Raw genomic sequence first — 16,934 nt, 5'->3', positions numbered from 1 at the left:
CGGGCGTCTCGCCGGTTTCGTCATCGTCCTGCCGGGGCAAATAGGCAAGCTCTTCCTTATGTTAGGAGGCGGACACTTGACAGCGTGCAAACCGATCACTCTGTCTTTTGAGCGCCGGGTTCCAGCGCAATTCCCCTTGACGTAAACGCCAAAAGCCCGAGGCAGACCAGACCGCCGATGCAATAGACCGCAAGGATCCGCTGAAGGTCTTCGGTAGGCAACAGCCCCGCCCGCGCTGCACCGCTTGCCGCGAAAATCAAGGTGGCCGCAAAGGCCAGCTTGCCCGCGAGGCTTTGCAGCGAAAGATATGTCGCACGGCTGCTGTCGGTCAAAAGCGGCTGAATCCGGGCGGTAATGAACGGCGTCGCAAGTGAATCCGGTACCATCCGCAAAAAAAGTATACCGATCGCCAGTACCGATGTCGTCATGGCAAGTGTACCGGCCAGTCCGATCTGCAGGGCGAATGCCCCCAGCAGGATCAGCGGAAGACCGGCAGCCTTGCGCAGCCGCACCGCGACAACAGAGGCCGCGGCGGACACCAGCATCATCACGCTCGTCACCGCACCGCTGACCAGCGGGGTTTGCGCGCCCAGACCCACATCTTCGAGCGCACGCAGAATAAACGGCTGCCCGAAGATGAAGGGCAGATGGCTGAACCCGTACATCAGCACCGCCAGCGCGAAAAGCCACGCCAGCACCGGATGGCGAAGGGCCGCACGCAGCGTGCGCAGCAACTCCGGCAGGCTTTGCGCTTCGTCGGTGGTGTGGCGTTCCGGCTCTACCATGCGCCATGTGAGCGCGACGGCGATGCCGAAGGCGGCGGCGGATGCAAAGAAAGGCGCGGCAGGAAACCACATCGCCAGCGCGCCGCCACTGACGGCGGACATGGCGAATCCCGCCAGCGAAAACCGCCAGACGCGCACTTCCTGCGCTTCGACCTCTCTGGCGCGCCCCGCTGCGGTAAGGGATTCGAACATCAGCGAGGTATCGGTGCCGGATTTGAACGCAGTGCTCGCGCCCAAAAGCGACTGACCCAGTGCGAAAACCGCGAAACTGCCGCCAAATGCGATGGCAAGGCACCCCAGCACCCCGAACGCCGCCGAGATCACAAGCGTGCGCCTGCGACCGACCCTGTCGGAGAAATAACCTGACGGGACTTCGAGAACGGTGGTCGAGATGTCGTAGACTGAATAGAGAAAGATCGCTTCTGCGCCAGACAAATTGGCCTGAAAATACAAAAACCAGATCGCCTGCCAGAACAGCAGGCTGTCGAACAGCCGGTACCACGGGATCAGCCTGATGTTTCTCTCGACGCGCACGCGCTTTTTCCTTCGGCGGGAAACGCTGACCCTAGGCGGATTTTACGTGCCCGCAAAGGTGTTTCGCCGATGCCTGTGCAGGCGATCTCCCCCGCCGGCGCGCAGACACACAGACTGCGCATGACTGACGGGATCACAACCTGCATCGCCTGGCCGGTTCTCAGGTGTCGGCCCGTTCGGCCCCTTCGGTGATCGCCTTGCGCAGCCGCTTTTCAAGCAATCGTTGCTTGGTTTCTGAATAGTATTTCAGCCCGAACATGTCCTTGACGTAGAAGGTGTCGACAACCTGCTCGCCATAGGTGGCGATCACGGCGTTTGCAATATAGACGTTGGCCCCTGCCAAGGCGCGCGCCAGATCATACAGCAATCCGGGCCGGTCACGGGTGTCCACCTCGATGATGGTATAGATTTCGGATCCGTCGTTGTCGAAACTGATCGCAGTCGGAACGCGGAACGCTTTCTCGCGCTTCTTGACCTTGTCGCGGCTTTTCAGGGCGTCTCGGGCGACGACCTCGCCGCGCAGGGTCTTCTTGATCATCTGGCGCAGCCGGGGCAGGCGGGAGGCCTCATAGGCGTTACCTTCGGCGTCCTGTATCCAGAACGCGTCGGTCACATATCCGTCCTTGGTGGTGTAGCTGCGCGCATCGACCACATTCGCGCCGACCAGGGCCAATGCGCCGGCGAGCCGTGAAAAGATACCGGGATGATCGGCCATAACGAAACACGCGCGCGTCGCGTCACGCTCTTCGTCGGGGTGCAGATCGATCAGTATCGCGTCCTCCGTCACTTTGCGCAGCATGTTCGCAAAAGCCACATGCGCGGTAACGTGCATCCCCTGCCAATACGGATCGTAGTGCCGCGACGTTTCGGCCTTGAGCTGTTTCTTGGACCAGTCGTGCAGGGCCACGCGCAGGGCCTTTTTCGCCTCCGTCCCCCGATTCTGACGGTTGAGATCCTCAAGACCGGTTTTCAGCCCGCGCTCGGTCTGGCGGTAAAGGCCGCGGATGAGGGTGGCCTTCCAGTTGTTCCAGGTGTTCGGCCCGACGCCGCGGATGTCGCAGACCGTCAGGACGCACAAGAGATCCAGCCGCTTGACCGTCTTCACCGCCTTGGCGAAATCGCGCACCGTGCGCGGGTCCGCGATGTCGCGTTTCTGCGCCATGTCCGACATCAGCAAGTGATAGCGTACCAGCCATTCGACCGTGTCTACCTCGTCTTGCTTGAGCCCCAGACGCGGCGCGACCTTGCGGGCGATCTGAGCACCGAGGATCGAGTGGTCTTCGCGCCGGCCCTTGCCGATGTCGTGCAGCAACAGCGCCACATACAGCACCCTGCGGTTGACGCCACGCTGCAAAATGGAAGAGGCGACAGGCAGCTCCTCGTCCAGCTCGTGTTTTTCGATCCGTGCCAGGTTGGCGATCGTCTGAATGGTGTGCTCGTCCACCGTATAACTGTGATACATGTTGAACTGCATCATCGCGACGATCGGTTCGAATTCGGGGATAAAAGCGGCCAGAACGCCCAATTCGTTCATCCGGCGCAAAGCACGTTCGGGGTTGCCGTGTTTGAGCAGAAGATCGAGAAACATGCGCTGCGCGTCGGGCGTGTTGCGAAAGGTATCGTCGATCAGATGCAGGTTCGCCTTTACCGTGCGCATTGCATCGGGGTGGATCAACATGCCCGTGCGCAGGGCTTCCTCGAACAGGTGCAGCAGGTTGAGCGGTTCCGACAGGAACACGGCCTCATCCGCAATGGCGATGCGGTTGTGCACCACGACATAGCCGTCCTTGATGCGCGGCTTGCGGCGAAAGATCCGCTCCAACAACGGCTCGGATTTGACGTGCATGTCTTCCAGCTTGGTCAGGAAGATGCGAGTCAGATCGCCCACGGCGGTCGCATGGCGGAAATAGGCCTGCATGAACACTTCGACGGCACGACGGCCATCGCGATCCTTGTACCCCATGGCTTCGGCCACGGAGACCTGCATGTCGAATGTCAGCTGTTCGGAAGCGCGTTTCGTCAGCAGATGCAAATGACCCCGCACCGCCCATAGAAAATTTTCCGCGTCCTTGAATGTCTCGTATTCGTCGGCGCGAAAAACGCCCTTGCCCACCAGATCGGCTGAATGTTCGACACCGTGGATATATTTGCCGATCCAGAACAGCGATTGCAGGTCACGCAATCCACCCTTCCCCTCCTTGACGTTCGGCTCCACCACATAGCGCTGGTCGTACTTGAGGTGCCGGTTGTCGCGCTCGTTCAGCTTTGCTTCGATGAAGTCATGTCCCGAACCGCTGAACAGATCCCGCTTGAGCGTTTCGTCCAAGCGTAACGCGAGGTCACGGTCGCCGCAAACATAGCGGTGCTCCAACAGGGCGGTCTGGATCGTGAAATCCTCGCCGCCCAAGCGCACGCAGTCGCGGATGGTTCGGCTCGAATGGCCGACCTTGAGCTTCAGATCCCACAGGATATAGAGCATCGCCTCGATCACGTTCTCAGCCCAGGGCGTCATCTTGTTGGGCGTCAGAAACAGCAGATCCACATCGGAAAACGGCGCCATTTCTCCGCGGCCATAGCCGCCCACTCCAAGCACGCTCAGCGTTTCGTGCGGGCCGTTTTCTGCGGGCGGGTAGAGATAGCGGGTCACGGCGTCCAGAACCACTTTGACCATCCCGTCGGTCAGGTAGGTATAGGACGCCGTCATGGCCGTGGCGTCGAACGGATTCTGGGCAAAGTTCGCGGCAATCGTCTGACGCCCGCGGCTTTGGGCGGTTCTCAGGATGCGGACGATTTCAGATTGCAGCGCATCGGGCGCATCCCGGGCGGCCTTCGAAATCTGCGCCGCTGCATCGTCACGGTCGAGGATATCGGTCGGATTGGATAGCAGACGCGGCTCAAGTGCCGCGTCTGTATCACGTGATTCGTTGGGAGTGGTCACTTTCGTGCTCAGAAGCCCGCGCCGCCAAAGGCTTTTGGCGCGCCTTCCAGCAAAACGACCCGGTTGTTCTGAACGGCGGCGACGGCAAGGCCGCGCTCATTCGTGCCGTTCGGTCGCAGCCGGAAGATGCCGCTCGCGCCCCGAAATCCTGCATTTTGGGTCAAGGCACCGGCCGTGAGCGCGGTCGCTTTCCCGCTTTTGACCAACGATCCGATCGCCGCAATACCGTCAAAGGCCAGTCCGGCAATATCGAGTGGGCGGTCGCCGTAGGCCGCGTTGTAACGCTGCGCGAAAGCGGCGCTCGCGCCGGGATCAGGCAAGGCAAACCACCCGCCCTGGATGCCCGGCAAGGCCAATGTCTGTGGGGGAATGTCCCAGCGGCTCAGACCGATGTACTGTGTCGAGGCCGCTGTCACACCGGCGGTGGGCAACAGGTTGGCAAACAGGGGCAACGCAGTGGCCGAATTGGCCGTCAGGAACAGTGCGTTCGCGCCGCTGGCGTCCATGGTGGCCTTGACGCGCGGAATGGCCGCCTGCACGGATTCTTGGCTAAGCGCATAATCGACGGAGCCCGCAAGCGTCGCGCCGTTCGCAGCGATGGCCTGCTGGATCGCGTTGCGTCCCAGCTGTCCGCCGATGTCGTTCGCATGCACCACGACAATCTTGTCCTTGCCGGCACGTTTGGCATAGCGCACCAGCCGGTTTGCGGTATTGTCGAATGTCGGCCCAAGCACGAAGACGTTGCCGCCCGCGATGGTGGTATTGTTGGAGAACGACAGCACGTTGACCCCGGATGCCGCAACCGCCACGCCGGCGGCGTTCGCCGCCTCGCCGTAGACCGGGCCGAGAATGATCTTGGCCCCATCCGCGACCGCCTGCGACGCAGCATTCGCTGCCGTTGCAGCCTGACCAGCCGTGCCGTACACGCGCAGGTCGATCTGCACTCCGCCCAGATCCCGGATCGCCAGCCGCGCCGCGTTCTCAAGGTTCTGTGCCAGCAGATTGTCGGACGCGGAACCGCCACGCGGTACCAGAAGGGCGACAGGCACCGGCGCGCTCGTGTCGATCCGGGGTCCGCCACCGCCACCGGCCATCATGGCGGGATCGCACGCCGCGAGAAACAGGGCCGCGACAGGCAGCAAGGCGATCCGCAAAGGCTTTCGGATGGCGCGTAGGATGGCAAACATGGTAACGGTTCTCCCCAATCAAGATGCGGTGCAGATACCGCAAGTACCGAGGCAATCATACCCTTCGAAAAAGGCGGGTCCAGCGTTGAATGTGAATAAGCAGAAGTTAGCGCCCGGCATTACCTTCGTCGGGGTGCCCATCGGTACAGCCCGCGACATCACGCTGCGCGCGCTCGACGTGCTGGCAAGCGCCGATATCCTTGCCGCCGAAGACACCCGCACCTTGCGCAAGCTGATGGACATTCACGGCGTCCCGCTGGAAGGACGCAAGGTTATCGCCCTGCACGACCACAGCAAAGCAGGCGTTGTGGAGCGTCTCATTGATGCGGTGCGCGAGGGTCAGTCCGTGGCCTATGCCTCCGAGGCTGGCATGCCGCTGATCGCCGATCCGGGGTTCGAACTGTCGCGCGCCGCGGCACAGGCTGGCGTGCCCGTCACCTGCGCGCCCGGTCCATCCGCAGTTCTGACGGCGCTGGCGCTGGGCGGGCTGCCGACGGATGCCTTTCACTTCGCGGGATTTCTGCCGAACGCGAAGGCCGCGCGTCTTGCCTCCCTCGCGGCGCTGCGCGAAATCCGCGCGACGCTGGTATTCTACGAATCGCCAAACCGCCTGGGCGCGATGCTGCGCGATGCGGCTGCGGCGCTGGGCGAGGACCGCACCGGTGCCGTGTGCAGGGAGCTGACGAAGAAATTCGAGGAGGTCCGGCGCGGCACGCTGGCGGAACTCGCCAAACACTACGCCACACAAAAGCCCAAAGGCGAGATCGTCGTGCTGATCGACCGCGGGGATTTACCGACTGTTAACGAAGGGGATCTAACCTCTGATCTGAAATCGGCTTTGACGGAGATGTCGATGCGCGATGCGGTCGACATGGTGGCCCAAGTGCATGCACTGCCGCGCAGGCAGGTCTATCAAACGGCGCTCGCGCTGAGCCAGGAACAGAAATGAGGGTCAATGTCCGTACAAAGTGCAAGACGCGACAAGGGTGCCATGGCCTTTCACGCAGGTCTCGCCGCAGAAGGGGGTATCGCACGGGACTATGCGCATCGCGGGTTCGCGCCGGTCAGCCGCCGATGGCGCGGACAAGCGGGTGAAATTGATTTGATTGTGCGCAATGGCGACGGTTTCATCTTCGTCGAGGTCAAACAAAGCCGTGCCTTCGAGGATGCCGCGCACAGTCTTGGCCGCGCACAGATGCGACGCATCTATGCCTGCGCCGAAGAGTTTTTAAGCACGCAACCGCAAGGCGCCCTGACGGAGGCGCGTTTTGATGTCGCGCTGGTGAACGGGCAGGGTGCGTTCCAGATCATTGAAAACGCCTTCGGCCACGGCTGAGGCATTGCGTTGGATCGTTTGCTTTGCCATCAAGATGGCAACAGCAAGGATACGCACATGAAAATCGCCTTTCAGATGGACCCGATCGGGGCCGTGGACATCAACGCCGACAGCAGTTTCCGCCTCGCCGAAGAAGCCCAGTCGCGCGGCCATTCGCTTTTCTTTTATACGCCGGATCATCTGGCCTATCAGGAAGGACGGATCACGGCGCGCGGTCACGATATGACCGTCCAACGTGTCGAGGGCACACCCGCCGTATTGGGAGAATTGCGCGAGGTCGATCTGGCGGATTTCGACGTCGTATGGTTGCGGCAGGATCCACCGTTTGACATGCATTATATTACATCGACGCATCTGCTCGATATGATTTCAGAGACAACGCTGGTGGTGAATGATCCATTCTGGGTCCGCAACTATCCCGAAAAACTGTTGGTGCTCCGGTTTCCCGACCTGACGCCGCCGACCACCATCGCGCGTGATCTCGGCACGATCCGCGCGTTTAAGGAAAAGCACGGCGATGTCATTCTCAAACCGCTCTACGGCAACGGTGGCGCGGGCGTGTTCAAGCTGACCACCGATGACCGCAACCTCAGTTCCCTGCATGAGCTGTTTACCGGCTTTTCGCGCGAACCGCTGATCGTGCAGAAATTTCTTCCTGCCGTGTCCAAGGGCGACAAGCGCGTGATCCTTGTCGACGGAGAGGCCATCGGCGCGATCAACCGCGTGCCTGCAGCGGGCGAGACGCGGTCGAACATGCACGTCGGCGGCCGGCCCGAAAAGGTCGGCATGACGGAACGGGATCTGGAGATCTGTGCGAAAATCGGGCCTCTTCTGCGGGAGAAGGGGCAGATTTTCGTCGGCATCGACGTGATCGGCGAATACCTGACCGAAATCAACGTGACATCGCCGACGGGGATACAGGAACTTGAGCGATTCGATGGCACCAATGTCGCGGCGAAGATCTGGGAGGCGATTGAGGCGCGGCGCGCATGAGCCACCGTCAACGTTGGCTAAATCTGTATCTGCGCAATTTTGAAAAGCAGCGGATGCGCCATGGCACGCCCGCAACCCTGCGCCGCACGTTCGAAAACCAGGCGCGCCTGTTTTTCCATCCACCGCGCGGCACCCGGCGCAAACGGACTGCCCTGGGCGGTATCGACTGTCTTGAGATCAGCACCCCCCGGCGCAGACCCGACCGCATTTTGTTCTATCTTCACGGGGGCGGTTTCGTGTTCGGAAGCCCCGACAGCCACAGCGCGCTGGCGGCGCAGATCGCGCACCGCATCGGCGCCCGCGCGATCCTGCCGCGCTATCGGCTTGCGCCCGAAGCCCCTTTTCCCGCCGCGCCAAACGATGTTGCGGCGGCGTGGCGCGGACTGGTGGCGCAGGGCGTGGACCCCGCCGATGTCGTGGTGGGCGGTGACAGCGCGGGCGGCGCGCTTGCCTTTGGTTTGCTGGCGACGTTATTGGGCGAGGGTGCCGCACTGCCCGGAGCGATGTTCGGCTTGTCGCCGTTGACCGATTTGACGTGCCGCAGTGCCAGCTTTCAAAACAACGCGGGCCAGGATGTCCTGTTGCCGGCGGAACGGGCGCAGAGCACCATTCGTCTTTATTTGCGCGCGCGGCCTGCAAATGATCCAGCCGCCAGCCCGCTTTTCGCAGATCTGGCCGGGGCGCCGCCTGTCTGGATCACGGTGGCGGATACGGAAATCCTGCGTGAAGATTCGCGCCGTCTTGCGGAGAAGCTGCGCCGTGGCGGTGCCGACGTCACGTTGATCGAGCGGCATGATCTGCCGCACGTTTGGCCGATGTTCCACAACGTGTTGCCCGAAGCGCGCGAAAGCCTCGACGCGCTGGCGGCCTGGATCAGGCAACGGCAAGACTGGCAAGCCGAAAGCTGACCGCTTCGGCGACATGGGGTTTGCGCACGGAATCCGATCCGTCCAGATCCGCAATCGTGCGCGCCACTCGCAACACACGGTGGTACCCGCGTGCCGACAGCCGGAACCGATCTGCCGCGCGCAACAACAGATCGCGTCCTTCCGCGTCCGGTGCCGTCACTGTTTCCAGCAGATCGCCCTGAATGTCGGCGTTGCAAAGCACATCGCGCGCCCCGGCATAGCGCGCCTGCTGTACCGTGCGTGCCGCCGCGACCCGCGCCGCAACCTCGGCTGATCCTTCGCCTGCGGCAGGCAATTCGAGATCCGTATAGCTCACCGGTGGCACGTCGACGCGCAAATCGAAGCGGTCCATCAACGGGCCTGAAATGCGGCCTAGGTAGTCGTCGCCGCAGTCGGGCACGCGGGCACAGGCCCGCGCGGGATCTGTCAGATAGCCGCATTTGCAGGGATTGGCCGCAGCGACAAGCATGAACCTGCAGGGGTATTTTACATGCGCATTGGCGCGCGCGATCATCACCTCACCGGTCTCGATGGGCTGGCGCAACGTTTCCAGAACCGTGCGCGGGAATTCGGGGAATTCGTCCATGAACAGAACGCCGTTGTGGGCAAGGCTCACCTCACCCGGTTTAGCGTGGCGTCCGCCGCCGATGATCGCGGCCATGGACGCGGTGTGGTGCGGCTCGCGAAAGGGCCGCTCGCGCGAAATGCCGCCTTCGTCAAGAAGCCCGGCAAGCGAATGGATCATCGAGGTTTGCAAAGCCTCCGCAGCCGATTGCGGTGGCAGGATCGTCGGCAGACGCGCGGCAAGCATGGATTTGCCAGAACCGGGCGTGCCGACCAGCATCAGGTGATGCCGCCCGGCGGCGGCGATTTCCAGCGCGCGCTTGGCCCGTTCCTGCCCCTTCACATCGCGCAGGTCGCGGATGTGTGCCGGTGTCGTGACCTCGCCCGGTTCGGCGGGTGGCAGTGGCACCTGGCCGGTATAGTGGCGCACCACATCGCCCAGTGATCGGGCGGCGATGACCTGACAGGCATTGACCCACGCCGCCTCCGCGCCCGAACCTTCGGGGCACAGCAGGCTGCGCTCGTCCTGTGCTGCGGCCATCGCCGCCGGCAGCGCGCCAACCACGGGAACCAGCGTGCCGTCCAGAGACAGCTCTCCGAGGGCGACGACCGTCTCGACCACATCCGCAGGCAGGATTTCGAGTGCAGCAAGCAGCGACAGCGCAATCGGCAGATCGAAATGGCTGCCTTCCTTTGGCAGGTCTGCGGGGCTGAGGTTGATGGTGATGCGTTTCGAAGGCAACGCGATGGCCATGGAAGTCAGCGCCGCGCGCACGCGGTCACGCGCTTCGGACACGGCCTTGTCCGGCAGTCCGACGATGGAAAACGCGGGCAGGCCCGGCGTCACGGCGCATTGCACCTCGACCGACCGCGCCTCAACGCCTTGAAACGCAACGCTGTACGCGCGTGATACCATTCGGATTCCCCAATTCCACCCGTATGGTTAACGATAGGGCGAGGAGTGTTTAAGAATGGTTAATGCGGGCGTGCGACCGGTCCGGTCAGGCGGGCCAGTTTTCCGTGCGCCCGACCGGAGGATAGGGGAACGGATCGTACTGAACTTTCAAGCCGTCGGTGCGCCACGCTTTGAAATCCGGATCGTCAAGAACCGTCTCGCAATAGCCCCGCGCGGCAGTGGAAACCGGCAGCGCATACCCGACGATCCGCGCGCACACCGGAGCATAGAAGACGTCAGCCAGCGAATACGCTCCGAACAGCCAGGGCCCGTCCGGTGCGCGTTCTCGTGCAAAGGCCCAGAGGGTTTCGATCCGGTCCAGATCTGCCAGCACCGCCTTGTCCGGGGCGAATTCCACGTCCACATGGGCAAGCTGCATCGGACAGGCGCTGCGCAGGGCACCGAAACCTGCGGCCATCTCGGCACAGAGCCATCGTGCACGGCTGCGCAGGACGGGATCGGTGGGCCACATGCCGGCATCGGGGTGCATTTCCGCCAATGTCTCGGCCATTGCCAGCGTTTCACCCACCACCTCACCCTCTGGCGTGCGCAGCGCGGGTACCAGACGGGCGGGCGCAAGGGCGGCCAGATCCGCTGCCATCGACCCGCTGTACAGACCGACCAGATGGACCCGATGCGGCAGGCCGAATTTTTGCAGCATCAGCCAGCCGCGCAGGGACCAGCTCGAAAACAGGCGATCACCGATGTATAGATCATAACTCATGAAGTGACGCTACGCACCGTGCGATCCGGGAATCAAATATAATCTTGATTCGACCCGTCTACGGAAGGTGATTTATGGCTTCGGTCCGCCATGCACCCGCGTTGTGATGCAACGTAGTGACGGAAATGTTGTCGATCTTGTGCGCCATCGCTTGGGTCGCGCTGACGCCAAGCGCGCGTTGTACCTGTGTCAGGATCACACCGAAATGCGCGACCGCGATGATCTGTGCGTCGGGATGGCGGGTATTCAGTCGGTCCACGACCCCGTCCACCCGCGCCCGCGCCTGGTTCCAGCTTTCGCCGTCGGGGGCCTGCACATCGCCGGGCTGCTCCCAGAACGCGCGGCTCAGACGCGGATCGCGCGCGGTGATGGCGTCGAAGTGCATCCCGTCCCAGATCCCGAAGTCGATCTCGCGCAGATCCGTTTCGTGCGGCAGGCGGTGGTGATCGGGGTGCGCCAGCGCATCGGCGGTGGCGACAGACCGGATCAGATCGGACGACACAAGCAACGCGCGCCGCGGCAGATGCGCGCACACGCGCGCGATCAGGGCCGCATCGGAGAGGTCAGCGGGCACGTCGCGCCATCCGACAAAGGTCTTCTCGTGTGTCGGGCCGTGGCGGACCCAATGCCAGACGGTCATGGCAACGCGCCTTTCAGAACCTGGGGTAAACCGGCGACAATCAGAACGGCCAGATCCGCCTCTGCGGCAAGCGCGATGTTCAACCGCCCCTGCGCCTCGCGAAACCGCCGGGCGAGCGCATTGTCCGGCACGATCCCGTGGCCAACTTCGTTCGAGACGATGACCCAGGGGGACGCGCACGTCTGCAACGACGATAGCAACTCCGATTGCGCTTGCTCGACATCCGCGTCCTGCATCATCAGATTTGTCAGCCACATCGTCGCGCAATCAATCAGCACCGGCGTGTGCGCACCCAACGATGTCAGAACCGGGGCGGGATCCAGCGGTGCCTCTACCGTGTCCCACCGCGCGTCGCGCCGCGATTTGTGAACATCGACCTTAATCCTTGTTTCGGAATCGTAAATACGGCCAGTCGCCAGATAAACCGCGTTCAAGGCGCTGCTTAGAATAAGGTTTTCGGCCCATTGCGATTTGCCCGACGCGGCTCCGCCTAGAACGAATGTGCCTCTGGGCAACATTTTCGCAAACCTTTTATGAACCAAAGTGCGAACCCATGCGTACCTATTACAATCGACTACCACAAGGCGGCGATTGGTCAGGGAGACGGATAGAATGGCTTTGAATACTTCGCAGGACTTTTCACTTACCCGCACCGCGATGAAGGCGGAGCTTTTGGATGCCGACACCGAACTGAAGCTGGCCTATGCATGGCGCGACGAGCGGGACGAGGCCTCACTGCACCGTTTGATCACGGCCTATATGCGCCTCGCCATCTCGATGGCTTCGAAATTCAAGCGGTACGGCGCCCCGATGAACGACCTGATACAGGAAGCGGGCTTGGGACTGATGAAAGCGGCGGACAAGTTCGACCCTGATCGCGGCGTCCGTTTTTCGACCTATGCCGTCTGGTGGATCAAGGCGTCCATTCAGGACCACGTCATGCGTAATTGGTCGATGGTGCGGACGGGATCCACGTCGTCGCAAAAATCGCTTTTTTTCAACATGCGCCGTGTTCAGGCGCGGCTGGAGCGCGAAGCTGCCGCACAGGGTGAAACCCTCGACCGGCATCAGCTGCGTCAGCTTATCTCGACCGAAATTGGCGTTCCCCTGCACGATGTCGAGATGATGGAAGGTCGTCTGTCTGGTTCCGATTACTCCCTTAATGCGACGCAATCCGCTGAGGATGAGGGCCGCGAATGGATCGACGCATTGGAAGACAATAGCGCGCAGGCCGCCGAGCGTGTCGAAGACAGCCACGACACCGCACAACTGCGTGAATGGCTGCTTCTGGCTCTCGGTGCGTTGAACGACCGTGAACAGTTCATTGTCCGCGAGCGTAAATTGCGCGATACGCCGCGCACGTTGGAAAGCCTTGGTCAGGAGTTGAGCCTGAGCAAGGAACGGGTGCGACAGCTGGAGGCAGCGGCTTTCACCAAGATGCGCAAATCTCTTGAGATGCAGTCGCAAGAAGTGTTTCATTTTCTGACGTGATGACTTTACGCCCCGTATTTCGTGACTTGAGCGCAGCCCTGACGGCTGCGTTTTTCGCATTGCCTGTCTCTGCGGACATCCCGGCACAGGCGCTCGCCGCGCAGATACTGATTTTGGGCGAGCAACATGATAACCCTGCGCATCACGCCCAACAAGCAATATGGGTGGCCGCGACCGCGCCGAAGGCATTGGTGTTCGAAATGCTGACCCCCGCGCAGGCGGCGCGCGGAAATGTCGCAAACCGGTCCGATCAGCGCGCGCTCGACACTGCACTTGGCTGGAGCCAGAGCAATTGGCCATCGTTCGATATGTATTTTCCGATCTTTGCGGCTGCTCCCGAGGCGCGCCTTTACGGCGCACTCGTCCCGCGAGAGGCGCTGGGGACGGCACTCGAAAGCCCGCTTGCGTTCCATCCGCTTGCGGCACCATTTGGCATGGACCGTGCGCCGGACCAAGCGGAGCAGGCACAGCGCGAGGCGCTTCAGGCCCGCGCCCACTGTGACAAGCTGCCCGCAGAAATGCTGCCGGTAATGGTCGACATGCAACGCCTGCGCGACATGACACTTGCCGATACAGCAATGCGGGCGTTGCGCGAAACCGGCGGGCCTGTCGCTTTGATCACCGGCAACGGTCACGCGCGACCCGACTGGGGGGTGCCTGCACTGATCGCCCGCGCCGCGCCCGATCTGCGTGTTTTCGCGTTGGGGCAGTCCGAAAGCGGCGATGATCTTGCCGGCGGCTTCGCGATGACGCTCGACGCGACTGCGCCGGAGCGAGGCGATCCGTGCGAGGCGTTCGACAACTGACCGTCGGGGCTGGCGCCCTGCGGGTGCGCCGCTTATGCTGATGCACCAGAACATCTGGCAGACGGGGGCATCATGCTGGCAGGCAAACACATTCTGCTCATCATCGGGGGTGGTATCGCGGCGTTCAAATCGCTCGACCTGATCAGGCGTCTGCGCGAGCGCGGTGCACAGGTGACGCCCGTGCTTACCCGCGCGGGAGAGGAATTCGTCACGCCGCTTTCCGTGTCCGCGCTGGCGGGCAACAAGATTTACCGCGACCTGTTCGATTTGGGAGACGAAGCCGAGATGGGTCATATTCAGCTGAGCCGTGTGGCCGATCTGGTGCTGGTGGCCCCCGCGACCGCTGATCTGATGGCCAAGATGGCGACCGGGCTTGCGCAGGATCTGGCGTCCACACTTTTGCTCGCCACCGACACGCCGGTCATGATCGCGCCTGCGATGAACGTACGAATGTGGGATCACCCGGCGACACAGCGCAATCTGACGCAATTGCGTGGCGATGGCATTCATGTCGTCGGCCCGAACGAGGGCGACATGGCTTGTGGCGAACATGGACCCGGTCGCATGTCGGAACCGCTCGAAATCGTTGCGGCGGTCGAGGCGCATTTTGCGCAAGGCCCGTTAAAAGGACGTCGCATTCTGGTGACTTCCGGCCCGACGCACGAACCGATCGACCCTGTTCGCTATATCGCCAACCGCTCGTCGGGCGCACAAGGTACCGCCATCGCCCGCGCGCTTGCGGCATTGGGGGCCGAGGTGGTTTTCGTCACCGGTCCCGCAGAGATCCCGCCACCTGACGGTGTGTCCGTAATCCGCGTGCAAACGGCGCAGCAGATGAAAGAAGCTGCCGAGGCGGCGCTGCCGGTAGATGCTGGCGTGTTTGCCGCTGCGGTGGCCGACTGGCGCGTGTCCGCGACCGACCGGAAACTGAAGAAGTCAAAGGACGGGCTGCCGGTCCTGGAATTCGCCGAAAACCCGGACATTCTGCGCACGATCAGCCAGAGGGACGCAGACCGCCCCGCTCTGGTTGTCGGGTTCGCCGCCGAAACCAACGACGTCATCGAAAACGCGACCGCCAAGCGGTTGCGCAAGGGCTGCGACTGGATCGTGGCCAATGACGTCTCGCCGGCGACCGGCATCATGGGCGGGGCGGAGAACGCCGTGACCCTGATCACCGACGCAGGCGCAGAGGAATGGCCGCGTATGTCCAAGGATGCCGTCGCTCAAGAACTCGCCGCGCGTATCGCCGCACATATTACAGGCTGACGAAACTGCGCGCGTATCTGGACGCTTGGGGCTTGCCGTGCTTTGTCCACGGGCAAGGCCGCGAAACGAGAAAACCGGAAAACAGATGACGATAAGAGTGAAATTCAAACGGATCAGCGGCAACGACCTGCCGCTGCCCTCCTACGCCACAGAAGGCGCAGCGGGAATGGATTTGCGCGCATTTCTGCCGAACGGGCCGATGCGCATCGAGCCGGGCACGGTGACGTTGATATCGACCGGTTTCTGCGTGGAACTCCCCTTGGAAGCGGAAATGCAGATCCGCCCGCGCTCCAGCCTTGCGCTCAAGCGCAGGATCATCATTCCCAACAGCCCCGCGACAATCGACTCAGATTATCGCGGCCAAGTATTTGTCGGGCTATATCAGCTTGGCGAAGAGACGACCGTCATCGAGCACGGCGACCGCTTTGCGCAGGCTGTCATCGCACCGGTCATCCGCGCGGATGTCGTCGAAGTCGAGGTGCTGTCGGACACGGCACGAGGAAGCGGTGGCTTTGGCTCGACCGGGCGGACATAGGTGCCTGTGGCGCAATCTCATGTAGGGCAAAAGGGCAGCGGCAAACCCCGAACATTCCGGGCTATAGCGGTCGCTGCAGTGCAGGGCTGTGGTGTGGGATCGGTTGCCGGGTCTGTGACGCAGGCTAGCTTAAGCTCCATGTCGCCTGATTGCCGCAGCGGCGGTTCCATCGCAAACCGAACGGAGTAAACCATGCTGGTGATCATTCTCGCTGCCGCCCTTTGGGGGCTAGGTGCCCTGATGGGGACCCCGCGCACCGCGCGCTGGATCATGATCGGCCTGCTGATCGTCGTGGCTATCGGCATCCAGTTGGTGTTTCCCGACGGGCATCCGCTGCGCGAGGCGACCGGGGGCTCGGCGGCGCTTTGGCTGATCGTGGTGGGCATCGCAGCTTTGGTCTGGGCGTATGGCGCGCTGATCGCGCGGCTGCGGCACCGTACGGGGGCCGACGACGAAAAACCGCAAACACCCGATAAGCGATCCGGCAGCTTTTCGGACGCGGAGCTTAACCGCTACGCCCGCCACATCGCGCTGCGCGAGGTGGGCGGCGCGGGCCAAAAGGCACTGAAAGGCGCCAAGGTGCTGGTGGTCGGGGCAGGCGGTCTTGGCGCGCCGGTGTTGCAATACCTCGCCGCCGCAGGCGTGGGCACCATTGGGGTGATCGACGACGATGCCGTCGAGAACACCAACCTGCAACGGCAGGTGATCCACAAGGACGCCGCCATCGGCATGCCAAAGGTGTTCTCCGCGCAGCGCGAAATGATGGCGCAGAATCCCTTTGTTACCGTGCGCCCCTATCACCGCAGGCTTGACGCCGAGGTCGCATCTGACTTGATCGCGGAATACGATCTGGTGCTGGACGGTACCGACAATTTCGACACACGTTATCTCGTCAACGCGGCCTGCGTCGCTGCCGGTGTGCCGTTGGTCTCTGGCGCGCTCAGCCAATGGGAGGGACAGATCAGCGTGTTCGATCCTGCGCAAGGGGCTCCGTGCTATCAATGTATCTTTCCGCAGGCACCCGCGCCCCATCTCGCGCCCAGCTGTGCCGAGGCCGGGGTCGCGGCCCCGCTGCCCGGCGTGATCGGCGCGATGATGGCGGTGGAGGCCGTAAAAATCATTACCGGCGCGGGCACGCCCCTGCGCGGCCAGATGGTGATCTACGACGCGCTGTACGGTGAAAACCGAAGCATCCGTATCACCCCGCGCCCCGATTGCCCGATTTGCGCAGGCGTGCCGCGATTGTAACCCGTTACCTGCGCCCTTACCTTG

Annotated in this window: 16 protein-coding genes; 9 read left to right on the top strand and 7 right to left on the bottom strand. The window is 62.4% G+C overall.

Translation table 11 applies throughout. The features are described from left to right. Nucleotides 1-95: 95 nt before the first annotated feature. From Q1A06_RS18095 to Q1A06_RS18085, 3 genes are all read right to left on the bottom strand, one after another. Entirely contained in the window at nucleotides 96-1,319 is a 1,224-nt protein-coding gene (locus Q1A06_RS18095; RefSeq protein ID WP_299566901.1) for an MFS transporter, read from the bottom strand. 160 nt (nucleotides 1,320-1,479) lie between these two features. Next, nucleotides 1,480-4,206, bottom strand: a complete 2,727-nt coding sequence (locus tag Q1A06_RS18090; protein WP_299566947.1) for a [protein-PII] uridylyltransferase — start codon at nucleotides 4,204-4,206, stop codon at nucleotides 1,480-1,482. Between the two features lie 59 nt (nucleotides 4,207-4,265). Beyond that, on the bottom strand, nucleotides 4,266-5,444 hold the full coding sequence (locus Q1A06_RS18085) for a penicillin-binding protein activator (RefSeq protein WP_299566899.1): 1,179 nt from the start codon (nucleotides 5,442-5,444) through the stop codon (nucleotides 4,266-4,268). Nucleotides 5,445-5,529: 85 nt separating this feature from the next. Between Q1A06_RS18085 and rsmI the strand changes: the two genes are divergently transcribed. From rsmI to Q1A06_RS18065, 4 genes are read left to right on the top strand one after another with little or no spacing between them, the layout of a single operon-like run. Further along, on the top strand, nucleotides 5,530-6,393 hold the full coding sequence (gene rsmI / locus Q1A06_RS18080; protein WP_299566897.1) for a 16S rRNA (cytidine(1402)-2'-O)-methyltransferase: 864 nt from the start codon (nucleotides 5,530-5,532) through the stop codon (nucleotides 6,391-6,393). A 6-nt stretch (nucleotides 6,394-6,399) separates the two neighbouring features. Then, complete coding sequence (locus Q1A06_RS18075; protein ID WP_299566895.1) at nucleotides 6,400-6,780, top strand: YraN family protein; 381 nt, start codon at nucleotides 6,400-6,402, stop codon at nucleotides 6,778-6,780. 57 nt (nucleotides 6,781-6,837) lie between these two features. Further along, nucleotides 6,838-7,773 carry a glutathione synthase gene (gshB, locus tag Q1A06_RS18070; protein ID WP_299566893.1) on the top strand — a complete coding sequence of 312 codons (936 nt, stop codon included), beginning with the start codon at nucleotides 6,838-6,840 and terminating at the stop codon, nucleotides 7,771-7,773. Then, complete coding sequence (locus tag Q1A06_RS18065) at nucleotides 7,770-8,681, top strand: alpha/beta hydrolase (RefSeq protein ID WP_299566891.1); 912 nt, start codon at nucleotides 7,770-7,772, stop codon at nucleotides 8,679-8,681. Before gshB ends, Q1A06_RS18065 begins: the two co-directional genes overlap by 4 nt. On the opposite strand, the gene Q1A06_RS18060 is transcribed toward Q1A06_RS18065, so the two are convergent. The 4 genes from Q1A06_RS18060 to cobU all read right to left on the bottom strand — a co-directional run bounded on the left by Q1A06_RS18060 (nucleotide 8,647) and on the right by cobU (nucleotide 12,082). Continuing rightward, nucleotides 8,647-10,161: a YifB family Mg chelatase-like AAA ATPase gene (locus tag Q1A06_RS18060; protein ID WP_299566889.1), complete on the bottom strand. Its 1,515-nt coding sequence runs from the start codon at nucleotides 10,159-10,161 to the stop codon at nucleotides 8,647-8,649. The genes Q1A06_RS18065 and Q1A06_RS18060 overlap by 35 nt on opposite strands. 85 nt (nucleotides 10,162-10,246) lie before the next feature. Further along, on the bottom strand, nucleotides 10,247-10,924 hold the full coding sequence (locus Q1A06_RS18055; RefSeq protein ID WP_299566887.1) for a glutathione S-transferase: 678 nt from the start codon (nucleotides 10,922-10,924) through the stop codon (nucleotides 10,247-10,249). A gap of 58 nt (nucleotides 10,925-10,982) precedes the next feature. Beyond that, nucleotides 10,983-11,564, bottom strand: a complete 582-nt coding sequence (locus Q1A06_RS18050) for a histidine phosphatase family protein (protein ID WP_299566886.1) — start codon at nucleotides 11,562-11,564, stop codon at nucleotides 10,983-10,985. Beyond that, nucleotides 11,561-12,082, bottom strand: coding sequence for a bifunctional adenosylcobinamide kinase/adenosylcobinamide-phosphate guanylyltransferase (cobU, locus tag Q1A06_RS18045; RefSeq protein ID WP_299566884.1), 522 nt, complete (start codon nucleotides 12,080-12,082; stop codon nucleotides 11,561-11,563). The genes Q1A06_RS18050 and cobU overlap by 4 nt, the downstream gene beginning before the upstream one ends. A gap of 94 nt (nucleotides 12,083-12,176) precedes the next feature. On the opposite strand from cobU, the gene Q1A06_RS18040 reads away from it, so the two are divergent. The 5 genes from Q1A06_RS18040 to moeB all read left to right on the top strand — a co-directional run bounded on the left by Q1A06_RS18040 (nucleotide 12,177) and on the right by moeB (nucleotide 16,910). Beyond that, on the top strand, nucleotides 12,177-13,055 hold the full coding sequence (locus Q1A06_RS18040; protein ID WP_299566883.1) for an RNA polymerase factor sigma-32: 879 nt from the start codon (nucleotides 12,177-12,179) through the stop codon (nucleotides 13,053-13,055). Next, a complete protein-coding gene (locus tag Q1A06_RS18035; protein ID WP_299566881.1) occupies nucleotides 13,055-13,861 on the top strand; it encodes a ChaN family lipoprotein in 807 nt (268 codons plus the stop codon). The genes Q1A06_RS18040 and Q1A06_RS18035 overlap by 1 nt, the downstream gene beginning before the upstream one ends. Nucleotides 13,862-13,933: 72 nt before the next feature. Next, nucleotides 13,934-15,127 carry a bifunctional phosphopantothenoylcysteine decarboxylase/phosphopantothenate--cysteine ligase CoaBC gene (gene coaBC, locus Q1A06_RS18030; protein WP_299566879.1) on the top strand — a complete coding sequence of 398 codons (1,194 nt, stop codon included), beginning with the start codon at nucleotides 13,934-13,936 and terminating at the stop codon, nucleotides 15,125-15,127. Between the two features lie 85 nt (nucleotides 15,128-15,212). After that, nucleotides 15,213-15,662: a dUTP diphosphatase gene (gene dut, locus Q1A06_RS18025; RefSeq protein WP_299566877.1), complete on the top strand. Its 450-nt coding sequence runs from the start codon at nucleotides 15,213-15,215 to the stop codon at nucleotides 15,660-15,662. A 192-nt stretch (nucleotides 15,663-15,854) separates the two neighbouring features. After that, nucleotides 15,855-16,910 (top strand): molybdopterin-synthase adenylyltransferase MoeB, encoded by a 1,056-nt coding sequence (gene moeB / locus Q1A06_RS18020; protein ID WP_299566875.1) that lies wholly within the window; start codon nucleotides 15,855-15,857, stop codon nucleotides 16,908-16,910. The last annotated feature ends 24 nt before the right edge of the window (nucleotides 16,911-16,934 follow it).

Origin of the sequence: uncultured Sulfitobacter sp., from assembly GCF_947497275.1 — a bacterium.
Taxonomy (GTDB): Bacteria; Pseudomonadota; Alphaproteobacteria; order Rhodobacterales; family Rhodobacteraceae; genus Sulfitobacter.
Note: the sequence above shows the minus strand (reverse complement) of the source record. Positions and strands in the feature narration are given on the sequence as shown.